At 63.1% G+C, this 13,016-nt stretch carries 17 protein-coding genes and 1 pseudogene; 6 read left to right on the forward strand and 12 right to left on the reverse strand.

All coding sequences use genetic code 11. The features are described from left to right. Positions 1 to 108: 108 nt before the first annotated feature. Positions 109 to 444, forward strand: coding sequence for a hypothetical protein (locus A4R29_RS22110; RefSeq protein WP_063172895.1), 336 nt, complete (start codon positions 109 to 111; stop codon positions 442 to 444). 28 nt (positions 445 to 472) lie between these two features. Here the strand turns inward: A4R29_RS22110 and A4R29_RS22115 are convergent, their stop codons facing one another. From A4R29_RS22115 to A4R29_RS22135, 5 genes are all read right to left on the reverse strand, one after another. Continuing rightward, on the reverse strand, positions 473 to 1,297 hold the full coding sequence (locus A4R29_RS22115; protein ID WP_063172896.1) for a carbohydrate ABC transporter permease: 825 nt from the start codon (positions 1,295 to 1,297) through the stop codon (positions 473 to 475). 1 nt (position 1,298) lies between these two features. Then, the gene (locus A4R29_RS22120; protein WP_395316729.1) at positions 1,299 to 2,252 is read right to left on the reverse strand and encodes a carbohydrate ABC transporter permease; all 954 of its coding nucleotides are present in this window, start codon (positions 2,250 to 2,252) and stop codon (positions 1,299 to 1,301) included. A gap of 55 nt (positions 2,253 to 2,307) precedes the next feature. Continuing rightward, complete coding sequence (locus A4R29_RS22125; RefSeq protein ID WP_063172898.1) at positions 2,308 to 3,576, reverse strand: ABC transporter substrate-binding protein; 1,269 nt, start codon at positions 3,574 to 3,576, stop codon at positions 2,308 to 2,310. Positions 3,577 to 3,860: 284 nt separating this feature from the next. Next, positions 3,861 to 4,349: a GNAT family N-acetyltransferase gene (locus tag A4R29_RS22130; protein WP_063172899.1), complete on the reverse strand. Its 489-nt coding sequence runs from the start codon at positions 4,347 to 4,349 to the stop codon at positions 3,861 to 3,863. Positions 4,350 to 4,354: 5 nt separating this feature from the next. After that, positions 4,355 to 5,260, reverse strand: a complete 906-nt coding sequence (locus A4R29_RS22135) for a lytic transglycosylase domain-containing protein (protein ID WP_027162099.1) — start codon at positions 5,258 to 5,260, stop codon at positions 4,355 to 4,357. 181 nt (positions 5,261 to 5,441) lie between these two features. Between A4R29_RS22135 and A4R29_RS22140 the strand changes: the two genes are divergently transcribed. Further along, entirely contained in the window at positions 5,442 to 6,011 is a 570-nt protein-coding gene (locus tag A4R29_RS22140) for a methylated-DNA--[protein]-cysteine S-methyltransferase (protein ID WP_013530095.1), read from the forward strand. 30 nt (positions 6,012 to 6,041) lie between these two features. On the opposite strand, the gene A4R29_RS22145 is transcribed toward A4R29_RS22140, so the two are convergent. The 3 genes from A4R29_RS22145 to A4R29_RS22155 are packed head-to-tail and all read right to left on the reverse strand — an operon-like array spanning position 6,042 to position 7,850. Further along, positions 6,042 to 6,530: a nuclear transport factor 2 family protein gene (locus A4R29_RS22145; RefSeq protein ID WP_013530094.1), complete on the reverse strand. Its 489-nt coding sequence runs from the start codon at positions 6,528 to 6,530 to the stop codon at positions 6,042 to 6,044. Between the two features lie 26 nt (positions 6,531 to 6,556). Further along, entirely contained in the window at positions 6,557 to 6,946 is a 390-nt protein-coding gene (locus A4R29_RS22150) for a nuclear transport factor 2 family protein (RefSeq protein WP_013530093.1), read from the reverse strand. Position 6,947: 1 nt separating this feature from the next. Beyond that, entirely contained in the window at positions 6,948 to 7,850 is a 903-nt protein-coding gene (locus A4R29_RS22155) for an MBL fold metallo-hydrolase (RefSeq protein WP_063172900.1), read from the reverse strand. Between the two features lie 149 nt (positions 7,851 to 7,999). Between A4R29_RS22155 and A4R29_RS22160 the strand changes: the two genes are divergently transcribed. After that, positions 8,000 to 8,890, forward strand: coding sequence for a LysR family transcriptional regulator (locus A4R29_RS22160; RefSeq protein WP_024504141.1), 891 nt, complete (start codon positions 8,000 to 8,002; stop codon positions 8,888 to 8,890). Positions 8,891 to 8,916: 26 nt separating this feature from the next. On the opposite strand, the gene A4R29_RS22165 is transcribed toward A4R29_RS22160, so the two are convergent. Continuing rightward, positions 8,917 to 9,246: a hypothetical protein gene (locus A4R29_RS22165; RefSeq protein ID WP_027162103.1), complete on the reverse strand. Its 330-nt coding sequence runs from the start codon at positions 9,244 to 9,246 to the stop codon at positions 8,917 to 8,919. Between the two features lie 274 nt (positions 9,247 to 9,520). Between A4R29_RS22165 and A4R29_RS22170 the strand changes: the two genes are divergently transcribed. From A4R29_RS22170 to A4R29_RS35100, 3 genes and pseudogenes are all read left to right on the forward strand, one after another. Further along, the gene (locus tag A4R29_RS22170) at positions 9,521 to 9,733 is read left to right on the forward strand and encodes a cold-shock protein (RefSeq protein ID WP_010910991.1); all 213 of its coding nucleotides are present in this window, start codon (positions 9,521 to 9,523) and stop codon (positions 9,731 to 9,733) included. 272 nt (positions 9,734 to 10,005) lie between these two features. After that, the gene (locus A4R29_RS22175) at positions 10,006 to 10,206 is read left to right on the forward strand and encodes a hypothetical protein (protein ID WP_013530089.1); all 201 of its coding nucleotides are present in this window, start codon (positions 10,006 to 10,008) and stop codon (positions 10,204 to 10,206) included. After that, a pseudogene (locus A4R29_RS35100) lies at positions 10,203 to 10,456 on the forward strand (type II toxin-antitoxin system RelE family toxin). The gene A4R29_RS22175 and the pseudogene A4R29_RS35100 overlap by 4 nt, the downstream one beginning before the upstream one ends. Positions 10,457 to 10,478: 22 nt before the next feature. Here A4R29_RS35100 and A4R29_RS22180 read toward each other — a convergent pair. The 3 genes from A4R29_RS22180 to A4R29_RS22190 all read right to left on the reverse strand — a co-directional run bounded on the left by A4R29_RS22180 (position 10,479) and on the right by A4R29_RS22190 (position 12,938). After that, entirely contained in the window at positions 10,479 to 11,087 is a 609-nt protein-coding gene (locus A4R29_RS22180; protein WP_013530087.1) for a glutathione S-transferase family protein, read from the reverse strand. 112 nt (positions 11,088 to 11,199) lie between these two features. Beyond that, positions 11,200 to 12,048 carry an EAL domain-containing protein gene (locus tag A4R29_RS22185; RefSeq protein WP_063172901.1) on the reverse strand — a complete coding sequence of 283 codons (849 nt, stop codon included), beginning with the start codon at positions 12,046 to 12,048 and terminating at the stop codon, positions 11,200 to 11,202. Continuing rightward, a complete protein-coding gene (locus A4R29_RS22190) occupies positions 12,045 to 12,938 on the reverse strand; it encodes an EAL domain-containing protein (RefSeq protein ID WP_013530085.1) in 894 nt (297 codons plus the stop codon). Before A4R29_RS22190 ends, A4R29_RS22185 begins: the two co-directional genes overlap by 4 nt. Positions 12,939 to 13,016 lie beyond the last annotated feature (78 nt).

Raw genomic sequence — 13,016 nt, forward strand, 5'->3', positions numbered from 1 at the left:
CGCGGTTGCTCTGCGACCCAAGGACGTTTGGCGGTGATCGGCTCCGACATTTATTGCCCATGGTGATATGTCGTAATCCCTGTTCGGGCAGCGTGATCCGGGGACGAAATGCACGACGACGAGACCGATCTGCGCTGCCCGCAAGTGGTGGCCGACAATGCCGCCAAGGGCCTCAGGCTGCGCGGAGAATTCGGCCGCGGCGGCACCGAGATCGGCGTCGCCCGCGCCACCGAACTGAAAAACCGGGAAAAGCTCGCGCCCTCCACCATTCGCCGCATGGTCAGCTATTTCGCCCGCCACGAGGTCGACAAGCGCGGCAGGAACTACGGCAATGAGCAGAACCCTTCGGCCGGCTACATCGCCTGGCTGCTGTGGGGCGGCGACGAAGGCCGCGCCTGGGCGCTTGATCTCAAGCAGAAGATCGGCAACGCGCCGGACATCTGACAACGGTCCGCACTACGCCGACCGCTCCTCACCCCTTCACACCGCCGGCGGTCAGGCCGGAGACGATCTTGCGCTGGAAGATCAGCACCAGCACCACCAGCGGCACCGTGACGATCACCGAGGCGGCCATGATGTTGCCCCACGGGATCTCGAACTGCGAGTTGCCGGAGAGCAGCGCGATCGCCACCGGCACGGTCCGCTGTGCGTTGTTGGAGGTGAAGGTCAGGGCAAACAGGAACTCGTTCCACGCACCGATGAAGGCCAGCAGGCCGGTGGTCGCCAGCGCCGGCCACATCAGCGGCAGGAAGACCCGGGTGACGATGATCCACGGCGTCGCGCCATCGAGGATCGCCGCCTCCTCGACCTCGACCGGCAGGTCGCGGACGAAGGTGGTGAGCACCCAGACGGTGAACGGCAAGGTGAAGATCATGTAGGAGAAGATCAGCGCGAACAGCGAATTGTAGAGGCCGAACATGCGGACCAGTTCGAACAGCCCGGCCAGCAGCGCCACCTGCGGGAACATCGACACCGACAGGATGATGAACAGCAGGGCCGAGCGGCCGCGGAATCGAATGCGCGCCAGCGCGTAGGCTGATGTGACGCCGAGCAACAGCGACAGCGCGACGACTGCGCCGGAGACGAAGAGCGAGTTCGCGAGGTTGCGCACGAAGGCGCCCTCGGTCAGCACATTCCGGTAATTGGCGAAACTGATCGTCGTTGGCCACAGATCAGCCCGGAACAGATCGGTCCCGGATTTCAGGCTGGTGACGATCGCGTAATAGAACGGGAACACCGCGACGAAGACGATTGCCCCGACCAGCAGGTAAAAGGCCGTGCGCTTCACGATCCACATCTCAGCGGTCCCCGTCCAGGCTGATCCGGCCGATCCGGATGGTGACGATGGTAAGCAGAGCGAGAATGAGGAAGAGCAGGGTCGAGGCGGCGGAGCCATAGGCGAACTTGTCGAACTCGAACAGGTTCTCGCGGGCGAACACCGACATCGACTTGGTGTGCACATTGTTGGGCGTCAGCACATAGATCAGGTCGAAGATGCGCAGTGCATCGAGCGCGCGGAAGATCACCGCCACCAACAGCGCGGGGCGGATCAGCGGCAAGGTCACCCGCCAGAAGATCTGCCAGGGGTTGGCGCCGTCGAGCCTGGCGACCTCGATGATCTCCCTCGGCAGCATCTGCAGCGCGGCCAGGATGAGCAGCGTCATGAATGGCGTCGCCTTCCAGATATCGACGATGAGGACCGCCGCCATCGCGGTGTCGGCGTTGGCCGTCCAGGCGATCTTGGTGCTGATCAGGCCAAGATTGAGCAGCACCACATTGATGATGCCGAACTGGTCGTTGAGCATCCATTGCCACATCTTCGCCGAGACGATCGTCGGGATCGCCCAGGGGATCAGGATCGCCGCCCTGACGATGCCGCGGCCTCTGAATTCGGCGTTGAGAACCAGGGCAACGATGGTGCCGAGGATGGTCTCACAGGTCACCGAAATGAGGGTGAACCGCACCGTGTTCCAGACGGCACGCCACCAGACAGGGTCGACCAGCAACCCGTCATAGAGGGTCCGGCCGCTTGGCATGTGAAGTACCGAAAAGTAATTGGCGAAGCCGACCCATTGGCGCGCGTCGAGATCGGCCAGCGAGGCGTCGGTGAAGCTGAAATAGACCGTGCGGGCAAGCGGCCAGCCGGCCGCCGCGGCGAGCACCAGAAGCATTGGCGCCAGGAAAAGCCACGCCGAGCGAACGCGCTGTGCCCTCAACGGCGCGTGCGCGGCCTTGGCTGTTTCCGGTTTCATCCCTGTCATCTCGCTCCGCTCGCTGCGGTCCCGCCGGCCGGCTGTCCCGGTATCGTCACCAGCCTCGGCCCTTCAGCTTGGTCAGCGTCGCTTCGAGGTCGGCCAGATTGTCGGCGGCAGTGCCGTCGCCCGAGAGAGTGTTGTGAACGGCGTTCCAGAACTGGCTCGACGCCTCGTTGTATTTGATCCTGGTGGCGGCCGACGGGCGCGGCACCGCATTGAGAAAGATCTGCTTCCAGCGCGGAATAATCGGGTGTTGCCTGGCGATGTCGGCATCGTCATACAGCGCCTGGATGGTCGGCAGATTGGACGTCTTCAGCGCGCGGTATTTCTGCATCGCGGGCGAGGCAATGAACTTGACCAGCTCGATCGCGGCATCCGGATGCTTCGAATATTTGGAGACCGCGAGGTTCCAGCCACCCAACGTCGCGACCGGTCGGGCGCCTTCGCCGGTGCCGGCCGGCAGCGGCGCCACGTCGAACTTGCCCTTGATCGGCGAGCCCTCGCCGTTGCCGAGCGCATAGGCATAGGGCCAGTTGCGCATGAACACCGCGTTGCCGGTCTGCCAGACGCCGCGCGATTCCTCTTCCTGGTAGGCGAGCACGCCGGGCGGCGCGATGGTCCCAACCCAGCCCTTGACCATATCGAGCACCGCCGCCGCTTTTGGATTGCTGATGGAGATGGAGCCGTCCGGCTCGATGATCTGGCCGCCGCCATTCGACATCACCCATTCGAGCGCGTCGCAGGTCAGCCCCTCATAGGCGTTGCCCTGAAAGACGAAGCCCCAGATATCCCGATTGCCGGCTGCACGTTCCTTATCCATGACCAGCCTGGCGGTGTCCGCCAGTTCCTTCCAGGTGGCCGGCACCTTGGCGCCATATTTGTCGAGGAGATCCTTGCGGTAGTAGAGCGCCGGCGCATCGGTGAAGATCGGCAAGGCGACGAGCTTGCCATTGACGGTCTGCGACCGGATGATCGACGGGAAATGCTCGGCCACGATGTCCCTGGTCGCTGCGGTCAAATCGACGAGCTGGCTGGCGAGCTGCGGCGCCCAGATCACGTCCGTCTGGTAGACGTCGATGTCGCTGTTTCCGGCGGCAAGCCACAGCCGGTACTGGCCGAACTGGTCGGTCCCGGACGTCGGCATGACGACGATGTTGACCTTGTTGCCGCTGTCTTTCTCGTAACGGTCGAGGATCTCGCGCAGCACCTTGATGCCGTCGCCGGTATCGCCCGACACCATCGACAGCTCGACGGCCCGCGCCGGCGTACCAACCAGCATGGCGGCGACGCCGAGCGCCAGGAATGCGTGAGAAAACTTCATGGTGATGGACGTCCCTCCGCGGCCGGCCACGGAAAATCCTCCCACGCGCCGGCAGCTTGTCAGGCCCTCACCTCCCATTGAATGCGAAGCGGCGCTTTGGGTTCCCAAATCGCGCCGTTCCTGCGTGAGGCGACACCCATCAGGGGGTGTTGAGATTCAGGTCAGGCCGAGTCGAAAATGGTGGTTTCCGAGAACCGGAGCGGAGCGTACTTTTGGGTACGTGAGCACCGGAAGCGCAGGAAGCCATCATTTGCAGGCCGGCATCACCTGAATATCAGCACACCCTAGCCTTCCCAGGCGACAGGCATCATATCCAGCCGCTCATAGAGCCGGACGGCGGCGGGATTCTCGACCGTGTTGGTCTTGAGGTCGACATGGTCGGCGCCGCGTTCGCGAAAAACGGCGAAGGCGTGCCACATCAGCGCTTCGGCAACACCCTTGCCGCGCGCCTCGGGATGAACGGCAAGATCCTTGACGAAGGCGCGGGTCCAGCACAGCGCCGCCGCCGCCAGCCGGCCCTTGGCGTCGATGACGAGGAAGCACAGCGCCGGGTCGAATTCGGGATCGTCCGCGATACGCGGCCACCACTCGTCGAACGGACCATCGGCGCCGTCATCGAACACTTCCGTCAAAAGCGCATGCAGGGCGGGCGCGTCACCAGGCTCGAAACTGCGCATGACAAAGCCGTCGGGCCAGTGCGGCGGAACCAGCGTCTCGTCGAGGATCTTGCGCAGCCGGATGTCGTTCAGGGCCGGCGGGCGCGGTTCAGGCATCGCGCTCAGGCGTCGGGTTGCAGGCGACGGCGCTGGCGGTCGCGGCCAAGGCCGGTCGCCTCGAGCAGGCCCTTGCGCTTGGCGTCGTAATAATAGCCGGTCTGATAGAGCCAGTCGGCCTTCTTGGCGTTGCCGCCGGCCACCAGCCAGGCGCCGCGCAGATATTTGACCGCGTATTTTAGATTGGTTTCGGCGTCGAACAGGCCCTTGGCCGGTCCGTCATAGCCCATGCCGCGTGCCGTCGCGTGCTTGATCTGCATCAGTCCCCAATGGCCGTTGTTGTAGGCTTTCGGGTTGAAGGTGCTCTCGCGGTTGACGACATGGCGCACCAGGTCCACCGGCACCTGGTAGATCGCCGCATATTTCTCGATCAGCCGCTCGACATCGCCACGCACGCCCGTCGCGTGTTCTTCTTGCACGGGCCCTGCCGGAAACTGGACCAGGGCCGCCGGGTTCTGCGGCACGACATAGGCGACCTGCTGGACGCCGGGCATGCGGTCGCCCTTGGCGGTTGCCGGCACGATCAGCCCCGCGGTCGTATAAGTCTCGGCCGCCTTGACCGGTTCGTTCGCATTTGCCGGCGGCGGCGCCTGCCAGGCATTGGCGGTCATAACCGCAGGCACGGCTGGTGCCGCCGGTGTCGATCCGGCAAAAGCGGCGGTCGCCGCAGCCGGCTGTGCGGCGGAATCGGGCGGCAGCTCGGCCGTCTGAACGGGGGCGATCCCCGATGATTCCGGCAGCACCGAAACCGTCTCCGGCAGAGGCACGGTGAAGCCGGCATCAGCGCCGGCGGCGGTCGCTGTTTCGGTGAGAGCAGGCGCGGACTTCATCTGCGAGGTCGACGTGCAGCCGCTGATGCCGGCGGCGGCCAGGATCACGCCGATCGCGATAAGGTTGAGTTTTGCTGGCAAGCCGCGCTCGGGTCCGGTTTGTCGGGTTGTTAAGAAATCCCTTACACCAGCGATTCAGGCCGGGCAATCGGGGCGATCAGGTGGTTTTCGGGTGGCGAGACGCGGGCGGCGATGCCATATTGTTCCGGATATGTACTGGGACGAATCCCGGATTTCGCCACTTTGCGGGAAGGAACGCATCATGGTCACGACAGCTTCGATCACGGCCGGCCACGCAGTGTTAGAAACAGTGATCGGTTTCATGGGCATTGCCTGGAGCGAAAAGGGCCTGATCCGGCTCTGCCTGCCCGAACGCAGCCGCGAAGCGGTGGAACGGCGCCTGCTGCGTCACGGTGGCGTTTCCGCTTCCACGGCGCAGCCGCCATGGGTGGTCGAGCTGATCGCAGCGATCAAGGCCTATGCGGCGGGCGAGGATGTCGATTTCTCCGCCGTACCGGTCGATCTCGACGGCGTCGACGATTTCCGCCTCGCCATTTACGACGCGGCGCGAAAACTCTCCTTCGGCGAAACCACCACCTATGGCGAGCTGGCCAAGACCGCCGGCCATGCCGGGCTCGCCCGCGAAACCGGGGCCGCCCTTGGCGCCAATCCGGTGCCGCTGGTCATCCCTTGCCATCGCATCCTTGCCGCCGGCGGCAAGATCGGCGGCTTCTCGGCGCCGGGCGGCTCGGTCACCAAGGAGAAGATGCTGGCCATGGAAGGCGTGCGCGTCGGCCCGCCGCCCCCGGCGCAGGTATCGTTCGGGTTTTGAGCGGCGGCCGGCGTTGGCAGAAGGCCTGGATCAGTACATCGGTCGCTTATTGACCGGGTTGGCGGGCACCGGCTGCATCACGTCCCAATGCTCGGCGATCTTGCCGTTTTCAACGCGAAAAATGTCCACGATGACGGTCTCCGGCATGTTGCCTGCCTTCGGTTGAACGACCTGGGTCATGACGAGGTCGCCTTCGGCGATCACCCGCTTGAAGTCGACTTTTTGTTTTGGCCAATTGGCGACACCCATGCTTTCGAGAAGCTTTTTGACCGAGTCTCGGCCATCCGTCATCGTCGGGTTATGCTGAATGTAAGCCTCGGCCCAATAGCGGTCCAGCGCGGCAAGGTCATGGTCGCCGAACAGCGCCTGATAGGCTTTCAGGACAAGCGTCCTGTTTTTTTGAGTCAATTCATGCTGTTGCAGCACCTGCTTGACCGGCTTGGTGTTTCCCGCATGCGCCGCGGCGGTGAGCGCCGCGACCGCGAAAGCGGCCGCCGCGAAGGATTTAAGTTGCAGCACGGATGTCTCCCTCGGTTGCTTCGGTGTCAGGCCAGTGCGCGCGCAACGAGCACCGTATCGACATACTGCCGCATGCGGATGATCTTGCCGTCCCGCAGTTCGTAGAGATGAGCGAAGGGGGCCGTCATGGATTTTCCCGTCGCCTTGTATGTACCGGAATACACGCCGAAGGCCGCCACCCGGTCGCCATCGGCAATGAAGCTGTGCACGTCGGCGTGGTATCCGATCCACTCCGAGCCGAGCCGCTTGAAGACCCCCTGCATCAGGGCCTCGATGCCGACATAGGTGCCGGCATAGGGGAATCCTTCCGCCTCGGTCCATTCGATGTCGGCGGAAAGAACGGCCAGCAGATTGCGGCCGTTCTCCTCGGAAGTTCCCTCGTAGGTTCCACGGATCAAATCGAGGTTCGTCGCCATGTCAGCCCCACTTCATCTCGCCCTTGGCGACCTTGGATCCGACATCGAGGGCGACGCCCATACCGAGGCCGGGGAAGCGGGTCTCCATGGCGGCCTTCAACGCGGCGCTGTCTGCCGCCTTGTCCAGTTCTTCCTCGAAGGTGAGGAGATAGGACTTGGTGAACTCCACCGCCGAAGGACCGATCGCGGCATCGGGGGCCATGTGGCCGGGCACCACGACAGCGGGCTTGCGGGCGGCAATCGCGTCCAGCGTCTTGATCCAGGCGGCGCGGCTTTCCCTGGTCTGCGTGTCGGCGGTCCAGACGTGAACGCCCGAGAAGATCATCACCCCGCCGAAAACGGCATTGAGCGACGGCACGAACAGATAGCGGCGGTTGGCCAATCCTTCCTCCGCATTGACGATCTCTACGGTCTGGCCATCGACGGTCAGCGTTGCGCCGTCGAATGCCTCGGGGAGAACGATGTCGGACAGCGCCTGCGGACCATTTTCCTTCAGTTGCGGACCCCAGACGGCGAGCTTCTTCTCCACATTGCCCTTGATGGCTTCCAGCGTGGCGGAGGCAGCGATGACTTTTGCCTCAGGGAAGGCGTCCCGCACCGGCTTCAGGCCGAAGTAGTAATCGGGATCGGACTGAGTGACATAGATGGAGGTCAGCTTCTTGCCGGTGGCCTTGATGGCATCGGCGAGCGCCTTGCCGTCCGGATAGGTGAAGCCGCCGTCGATCAACAGGGCTTCGCTCGGCCCCGACAGCAGCACCGGCGCACGGAAGAAACCGTTTGGACCCGCCGGGAAGTGTTTCCAGCCAAGCTTGGCGCCGGCGGCCTGGCCGCTGTCGATGGGCGCGAAAACGGCGGTTGCGCCGAGGGCCAATGAGGTCTTCATGATCTGTCTCCTCGTGAACATGGAATATCTCCGTTGAATGAAAGGGGATCGGGTGCGGCTACGGGCCCGCAGGGCGGACGGTAGACGGCACGGTAAGCCCTCTGGATTAATCAATAAATTGGCCGTAATAATACAAACTGTATGTTGAAAGCTTACAATGAGCCTTCGTGGTGGAATCGATAAACCTCAATCGCCTCGCCTATTTTGCCACCGTGGTCGACGCAGGTTCCTTTACCCGCGCGGCCGAGCGGCTTGGCATCACGAAAACAGTCGTCAGCCAACAAGTCGCTCGCCTCGAGGCTGAGCTGCGGACCACGCTTCTCGTGCGCACGACGCGAAGGGTCGAGCCGACGGAAGCAGGCCGTCTTCTGCATGCACGCTGCGTTCTGATCCTGCGGGATGTCGAAGAAGCGGTCGCCGAGGTTGGCGAGGCCAACGCCGAGGTGGCCGGTGTGCTGCGTGTTTCCGCGTCCAATGACTATGGCGCGATCGTGCTGGCCCCGATCGCCGCCCGCTTTCGCCAGAGATTTCCGGCCTGCGGCGTCGAACTGGTCATTTCCGATGCCATAATTGACTTGATCGGCAACAAGATCGACCTGTCCATCCGGGTTGGCTGGCTGGATGACTCCAGCCAGCAGGCGCGACGCATCGGCACCTTCCGGCAAATCCTGGTCGCGTCGCGGGATTTCGCGGCCGGGATCAGGGTGGACAAGCCGGAAGATCTTTCTTCCTTGCCGCTCGTTGCCAATGCCGTGCTTCGCAAGCCGTTCACCTGGAACTTCACCCGAGGCGATTCCGAGCCGCGCACCATCACCCTGCGCGAGGCGTTCTCCATCAACTCGACGCCCGCCGTACTGGAAGCGACGCTCGCCGGCGGCGGACTGGCAGTTCTGCCGGACTATCTGGTCGTCGACTATCTATCGCAAGGCCGCCTCGTCCACGTGCTCCCCGACTGGGCGCTGCCCTCCGGCGGCATTCACGTGGTCTATCCGGCGGCGCGCTTTCGCCCGCAAAAGGTGACGCAATTCGTGTCCATGCTCACGGAACATATCCGGGATTGAGAGCAATGGCTGCCGGTCGACAAGCGCTAGTTGTTATGGAAGAACCGCCGGCGGAAATGCCGGTCGTTGTCCGGCCGCTTGCAGTTGTAGACCGGGCAGGACTTTGTGTCGGCGCTCGGCACGTAGGCTCGTGTCCTCACCTCGCCCATGCTGCAGAATCGCTGGCTCTGCACATAGCGGTCGTAGAGCGGCAGTCCCGGCACCCGCTTCGACTGGTAGCGCAGGATGACCGCCCCCTGCCGGGCGATCGTCGCCTGAACCTTGCCGCAGCTCATACGCGTCGGGTCGTAGCGCGAGATCGCCTGAGCCTGAGCGGCGACAAGCGTCAGGCAGGCGGCAAGCAGAATGGTTTTCATGGTCCTCTCCCTGATCCGCCGCCCAGGGACGTCGCGATCCGTCGTGACGCTCTCACGCGATTGGGGCGGCCATTGGGCAGCGCCCTGATCACGGCTTTCTCACACAGTCTTGTTTTTTGTGCGAAAGCAGCCTATATGCCTTCCATTGATATTTCGGCCGATCGATCCGGGCCTCGCGATAATCGCGTTTGCTGACGTCTATCTCCAAAATCTCGATGCACACCGGCTGGACCTCGGTCCGGTCAATCTAAAGCAAATGTGAAGGACTATCTAAATGGCAACTGGAACGGTCAAGTGGTTCAACGCCACCAAGGGCTTCGGCTTCATTCAGCCTGACGCGGGCGGCGCGGACGTATTCGTCCACATCTCCGCTGTCGAGCGTGCTGGACTGTCGACCCTGGTCGAAGGCCAGAAGATCAACTTCGAGATCGAGCAGGACCGCCGCACTGGCAAGTCGTCCGCTGGATCTCTGAGCAAGGCAGCCTGATTTTGCGATAGCGCGCGCCGGGCGAGAGTTCGGGGCGCGCGGCAAGTCACGGATGTACTGACAGTCGCGCGAGAAGCGCGCTGGAGCGGAAAGACCCGACAAGCTGGATCAGCAGATAGCTGCCAGCCCGGACCGGACGCTCCCGATCAGGCTACCAAGCATGGGAAGGCGGGATTTATCCCGCCTTTTTTGCTGTCTGGGTTAGGTGGCGCAGCCCGCACTATGGTTTCCAACTTGTGGTACTTTTAGCCCAGTAGTGGTACCATTCGGCCATGACCAAACTTGAGCAGATCGAAAAATCCGTCGCCGAACTGAGCCCCGAGGAACTGAAGGCGTTTGCCGCCTGGTTCGAGGCGCTCCAGGCGGATATGTGGGACCGGCAGATGGAAGCCGACGCGAAGGCGGGCCGTTTGGACAGGCTTGCCGAACAGGCGCTGGCTGACCATCGCGCTGGTCGGACGCGGCCTCTGTGAACCACGTCGCCTCTCCATCGTTCTGGGAGGCTTATGAAAAACTGCCATCGTCAATCAGAGCAAAGGCGGACAGGCGTTTTGCCCGACTGCGTTCGATCCTTTTCATCCCTCACTGCATTTCAAACAGGTCGGTCGCTATTGGTCGGCGCGAGTTGACGAAAACTATCGGGCTGTTGCCATACGCAACAATGAAGATGTGATCTGGTTCTGGGTCGGCACCCACGCCGACTACGATCCTTTGTTGAAATAGCCCCTCCTTCAGGAGGAGAAGGCTACCCCACCCACTCGATCGGCACATGCCCCGGATCCGCTTCCACGCGGCCAAGCCATGCCGACACCGCCGGATAGGCGTCGAGTTGGAAACCGCCCTGCTCCGCCGTATGCGTATAGGCATAGAGCGCGATGTCGGCGACGCTGAGCGCGCTGCCGGCGAAGAAGGCATTGTTTTCCAGATGCCTGTTCATCACGCCGAGCGCCTTGTTGCCGCGCTCCAGCGTCACCGCCAGCCGCTCCGGGGTCGCATCCCCAGCACGTTCGGGAAAGGTCAGCAGCGCCTTGCGCACGGCGATGTAGGGCTCGTGGCTGTATTGTTCGAAGAAAAGCCATTGATACGCGAGCCCACGCTCATACCTGTCCGCCGGCAGGAAGCGTGTGCCTTCGGCGAGATAGAGCAGGATGGCGTTGGATTCGGCCAGCCGCCGGCCATCGTCGAACTCGAGCAGCGGCACCATGGCGTTCGGGTTCTTGGCGACAAAGTCGGCTTTGCGTGTGTCGCCTGTGTGCGAACTCACCTCGACGTTGGTGAAGGCTAGGCCAAGCTTCGCCATCAGCAGGCGCGGCTTGTAACAATTGCCGCTGTCGATCATGCCGTAAAGTATCATGGCTGTTCCCCCGAGCACTCTCTCCGCGCGATTATCGCAGCGGCGGCGGACTCAACCAATAATTTGTTTTGTCGCGACGATCAGCGCCGCTGATGTGTGAATAGTGGCGCCCCTAGCCGAACAGCGGGACGACATTGCCGCCGGTACCCAGCAGCGTGTCGATGTTGAGTGGCTCTTCCTCGAAAACGGTCCCCGCCAAGGCTGGGCGGGCGAGGAGAAAACCCTGCAGCAGGTCGACGCCGCCCTCGAGCGCGACGCGCAGATGGGTGGGCTGCTCGATGCCTTCGACCAGCACCTTGGCGCCGCGGTCATGCAAGCTGGAAACCAGCGGGCGGAAGAACCGTTCAGCGGCAGCGTGGCGACAGAACTCCGCGAACCAGGTGCCATCGATCTTGACGATGTCGGGCTTGAGCAGGCTCACCCGCTCCTCGGTCGAGTGCCCGGTGCCGAAATCATCGATGGCGATGCGGATGCCGTCGCGCCGCATTTCGCGCACCAGCCGCGCGAGAAGCGCGTCGTCCGCCGCCTGTTCGGTGATTTCGCAGACCAGCATGGCCGGCGCCAGGCCGAACTCGCCGAGATGCCTGGTCATCAGGCGAATCTCGGCCAGTGCCCGCCCGGCATGGTCGTTGATCAACGGATTGTAGTTGAAGAACAGGTCGAGCCCGTCGACGCCGATATTGCGAAAATTCCTGAGATGCAGCGCCCGGCACATGGTTTCCACAAACAGCCGGTCCGAGACGGCAACGCTTTCGAAGAATATCTTTGGCGCGCCGGGGCGGCCCGCACGGTGCGGCTCGATCAGGGCTTCGGCCGCGACCGCGTGAAGGAACCGGCCGCGCGGCGCGAAAATCGGCTGATAGGCGCTGCGCAGCCGGAACTCGCCATACATGCCGTATTCGATGCCGACTTCGTCGACCCGGATCGCATCGCCGACATTGCGCCGCCGATCACCTCTCATGTCGCCACGCGGCGCCCGAAGGCCTTGACCGGCCGCGCCGAAGGCGTTGCCACGGCAGCAGCAGACGTGTCGACGGCAGCAGCGACAGGCGCCTGCCCGGCCTTGTCGAAGACGCCAAAGCTGGTCGGCGCCAATTCGGGTCGCGCCAGCACGAAACCCTGCACCATCGACGCACCCGATTTCTCGGCGAGCTCCAGTTGCCAGCCCTCCTCGATGCCTTCGAACACCGTATGGATGCCTTGCTCCTCGAAGTTCTTCACCATGGTGGTCAGCAACGCGAAGCCGGCGCCGGACTCCATCAGCTGCGTGATCCAGTAGGCATCGAACTTGACGATATCCGGCTTCAACTCCTTGACCCGGTTGATGTCGGAATCGTCGGCGCCATAGTCGTCGACGGCGATGCGAAAACCGTTGGCTCTCAGTGCCGCGACGAAACCGTGCAAGGCTTCCTGCGACGCCGATCGCTGCTCGGTCACCTCGCAGACGACGCGGCGCGGGTCGATGCCGGCTTCGTGCAGCACAAGCCGCATTTCGCGCAAGGCAGCGTCGGCAACAGTGCGTTCGGTGAACACCGACGGGTCGAAATTGACAAAGATCGACGCTTCCCGCGGCAGGCAGGCACCGGCGTTGAGAAGATGCAGCGTCCTGGTCAGCGCCTCGATATGCAGCCGGTCGGCGGCCGGACAGGTCGAGAAGAAATTCATCGGCGATTGTGGCTCGCCGTCGCGGAACGGTCGGATCAGCCCTTCGAACGCGACCACCGACAGCTTGCCTTCCTTGAAGGCGAAGATCGGCTGGAAAGCGCTTTGCAACGTGTAGATGCCCCAGACACCGGTGGAGGTGCCGTCGTCCTGACGGATGATGTGGGCAAGCCCGACGCTGCGCGACACGGTTCCTCGCTCCGCAATTGGTCTGCGATCCTGCCACTCAAGCCTCTACCGCTCGTTAATGAATTTATTGTTGCCGAC

The sequence above is a fragment of the Mesorhizobium ciceri biovar biserrulae genome (genome assembly GCF_001618845.1).
GTDB lineage: Bacteria > Pseudomonadota > Alphaproteobacteria > Rhizobiales > Rhizobiaceae > Mesorhizobium > Mesorhizobium ciceri.

Coding starts and splice junctions, on each gene's coding strand:
- A4R29_RS22125 (WP_063172898.1), bottom strand. CDS start 3,576: ATGAAGTTTTCTCACGCATTCCTGGCGCTCGGCGTCGCCGCCATGCTG.
- A4R29_RS22175 (WP_013530089.1), top strand. CDS start 10,006: ATGACCAAACTTGAGCAGATCGAAAAATCCGTCGCCGAACTGAGCCCC.
- A4R29_RS22165 (WP_027162103.1), bottom strand. CDS start 9,246: ATGAAAACCATTCTGCTTGCCGCCTGCCTGACGCTTGTCGCCGCTCAG.
- A4R29_RS22180 (WP_013530087.1), bottom strand. CDS start 11,087: ATGATACTTTACGGCATGATCGACAGCGGCAATTGTTACAAGCCGCGC.
- A4R29_RS22155 (WP_063172900.1), bottom strand. CDS start 7,850: ATGTTCACGAGGAGACAGATCATGAAGACCTCATTGGCCCTCGGCGCA.
- A4R29_RS22130 (WP_063172899.1), bottom strand. CDS start 4,349: ATGCCTGAACCGCGCCCGCCGGCCCTGAACGACATCCGGCTGCGCAAG.
- A4R29_RS22170 (WP_010910991.1), top strand. CDS start 9,521: ATGGCAACTGGAACGGTCAAGTGGTTCAACGCCACCAAGGGCTTCGGC.
- A4R29_RS22120 (WP_395316729.1), bottom strand. CDS start 2,252: ATGAAACCGGAAACAGCCAAGGCCGCGCACGCGCCGTTGAGGGCACAG.
- A4R29_RS22140 (WP_013530095.1), top strand. CDS start 5,442: ATGGTCACGACAGCTTCGATCACGGCCGGCCACGCAGTGTTAGAAACA.
- A4R29_RS22115 (WP_063172896.1), bottom strand. CDS start 1,297: ATGTGGATCGTGAAGCGCACGGCCTTTTACCTGCTGGTCGGGGCAATC.
- A4R29_RS22185 (WP_063172901.1), bottom strand. CDS start 12,048: ATGAGAGGTGATCGGCGGCGCAATGTCGGCGATGCGATCCGGGTCGAC.
- A4R29_RS22110 (WP_063172895.1), top strand. CDS start 109: ATGCACGACGACGAGACCGATCTGCGCTGCCCGCAAGTGGTGGCCGAC.
- A4R29_RS22150 (WP_013530093.1), bottom strand. CDS start 6,946: ATGGCGACGAACCTCGATTTGATCCGTGGAACCTACGAGGGAACTTCC.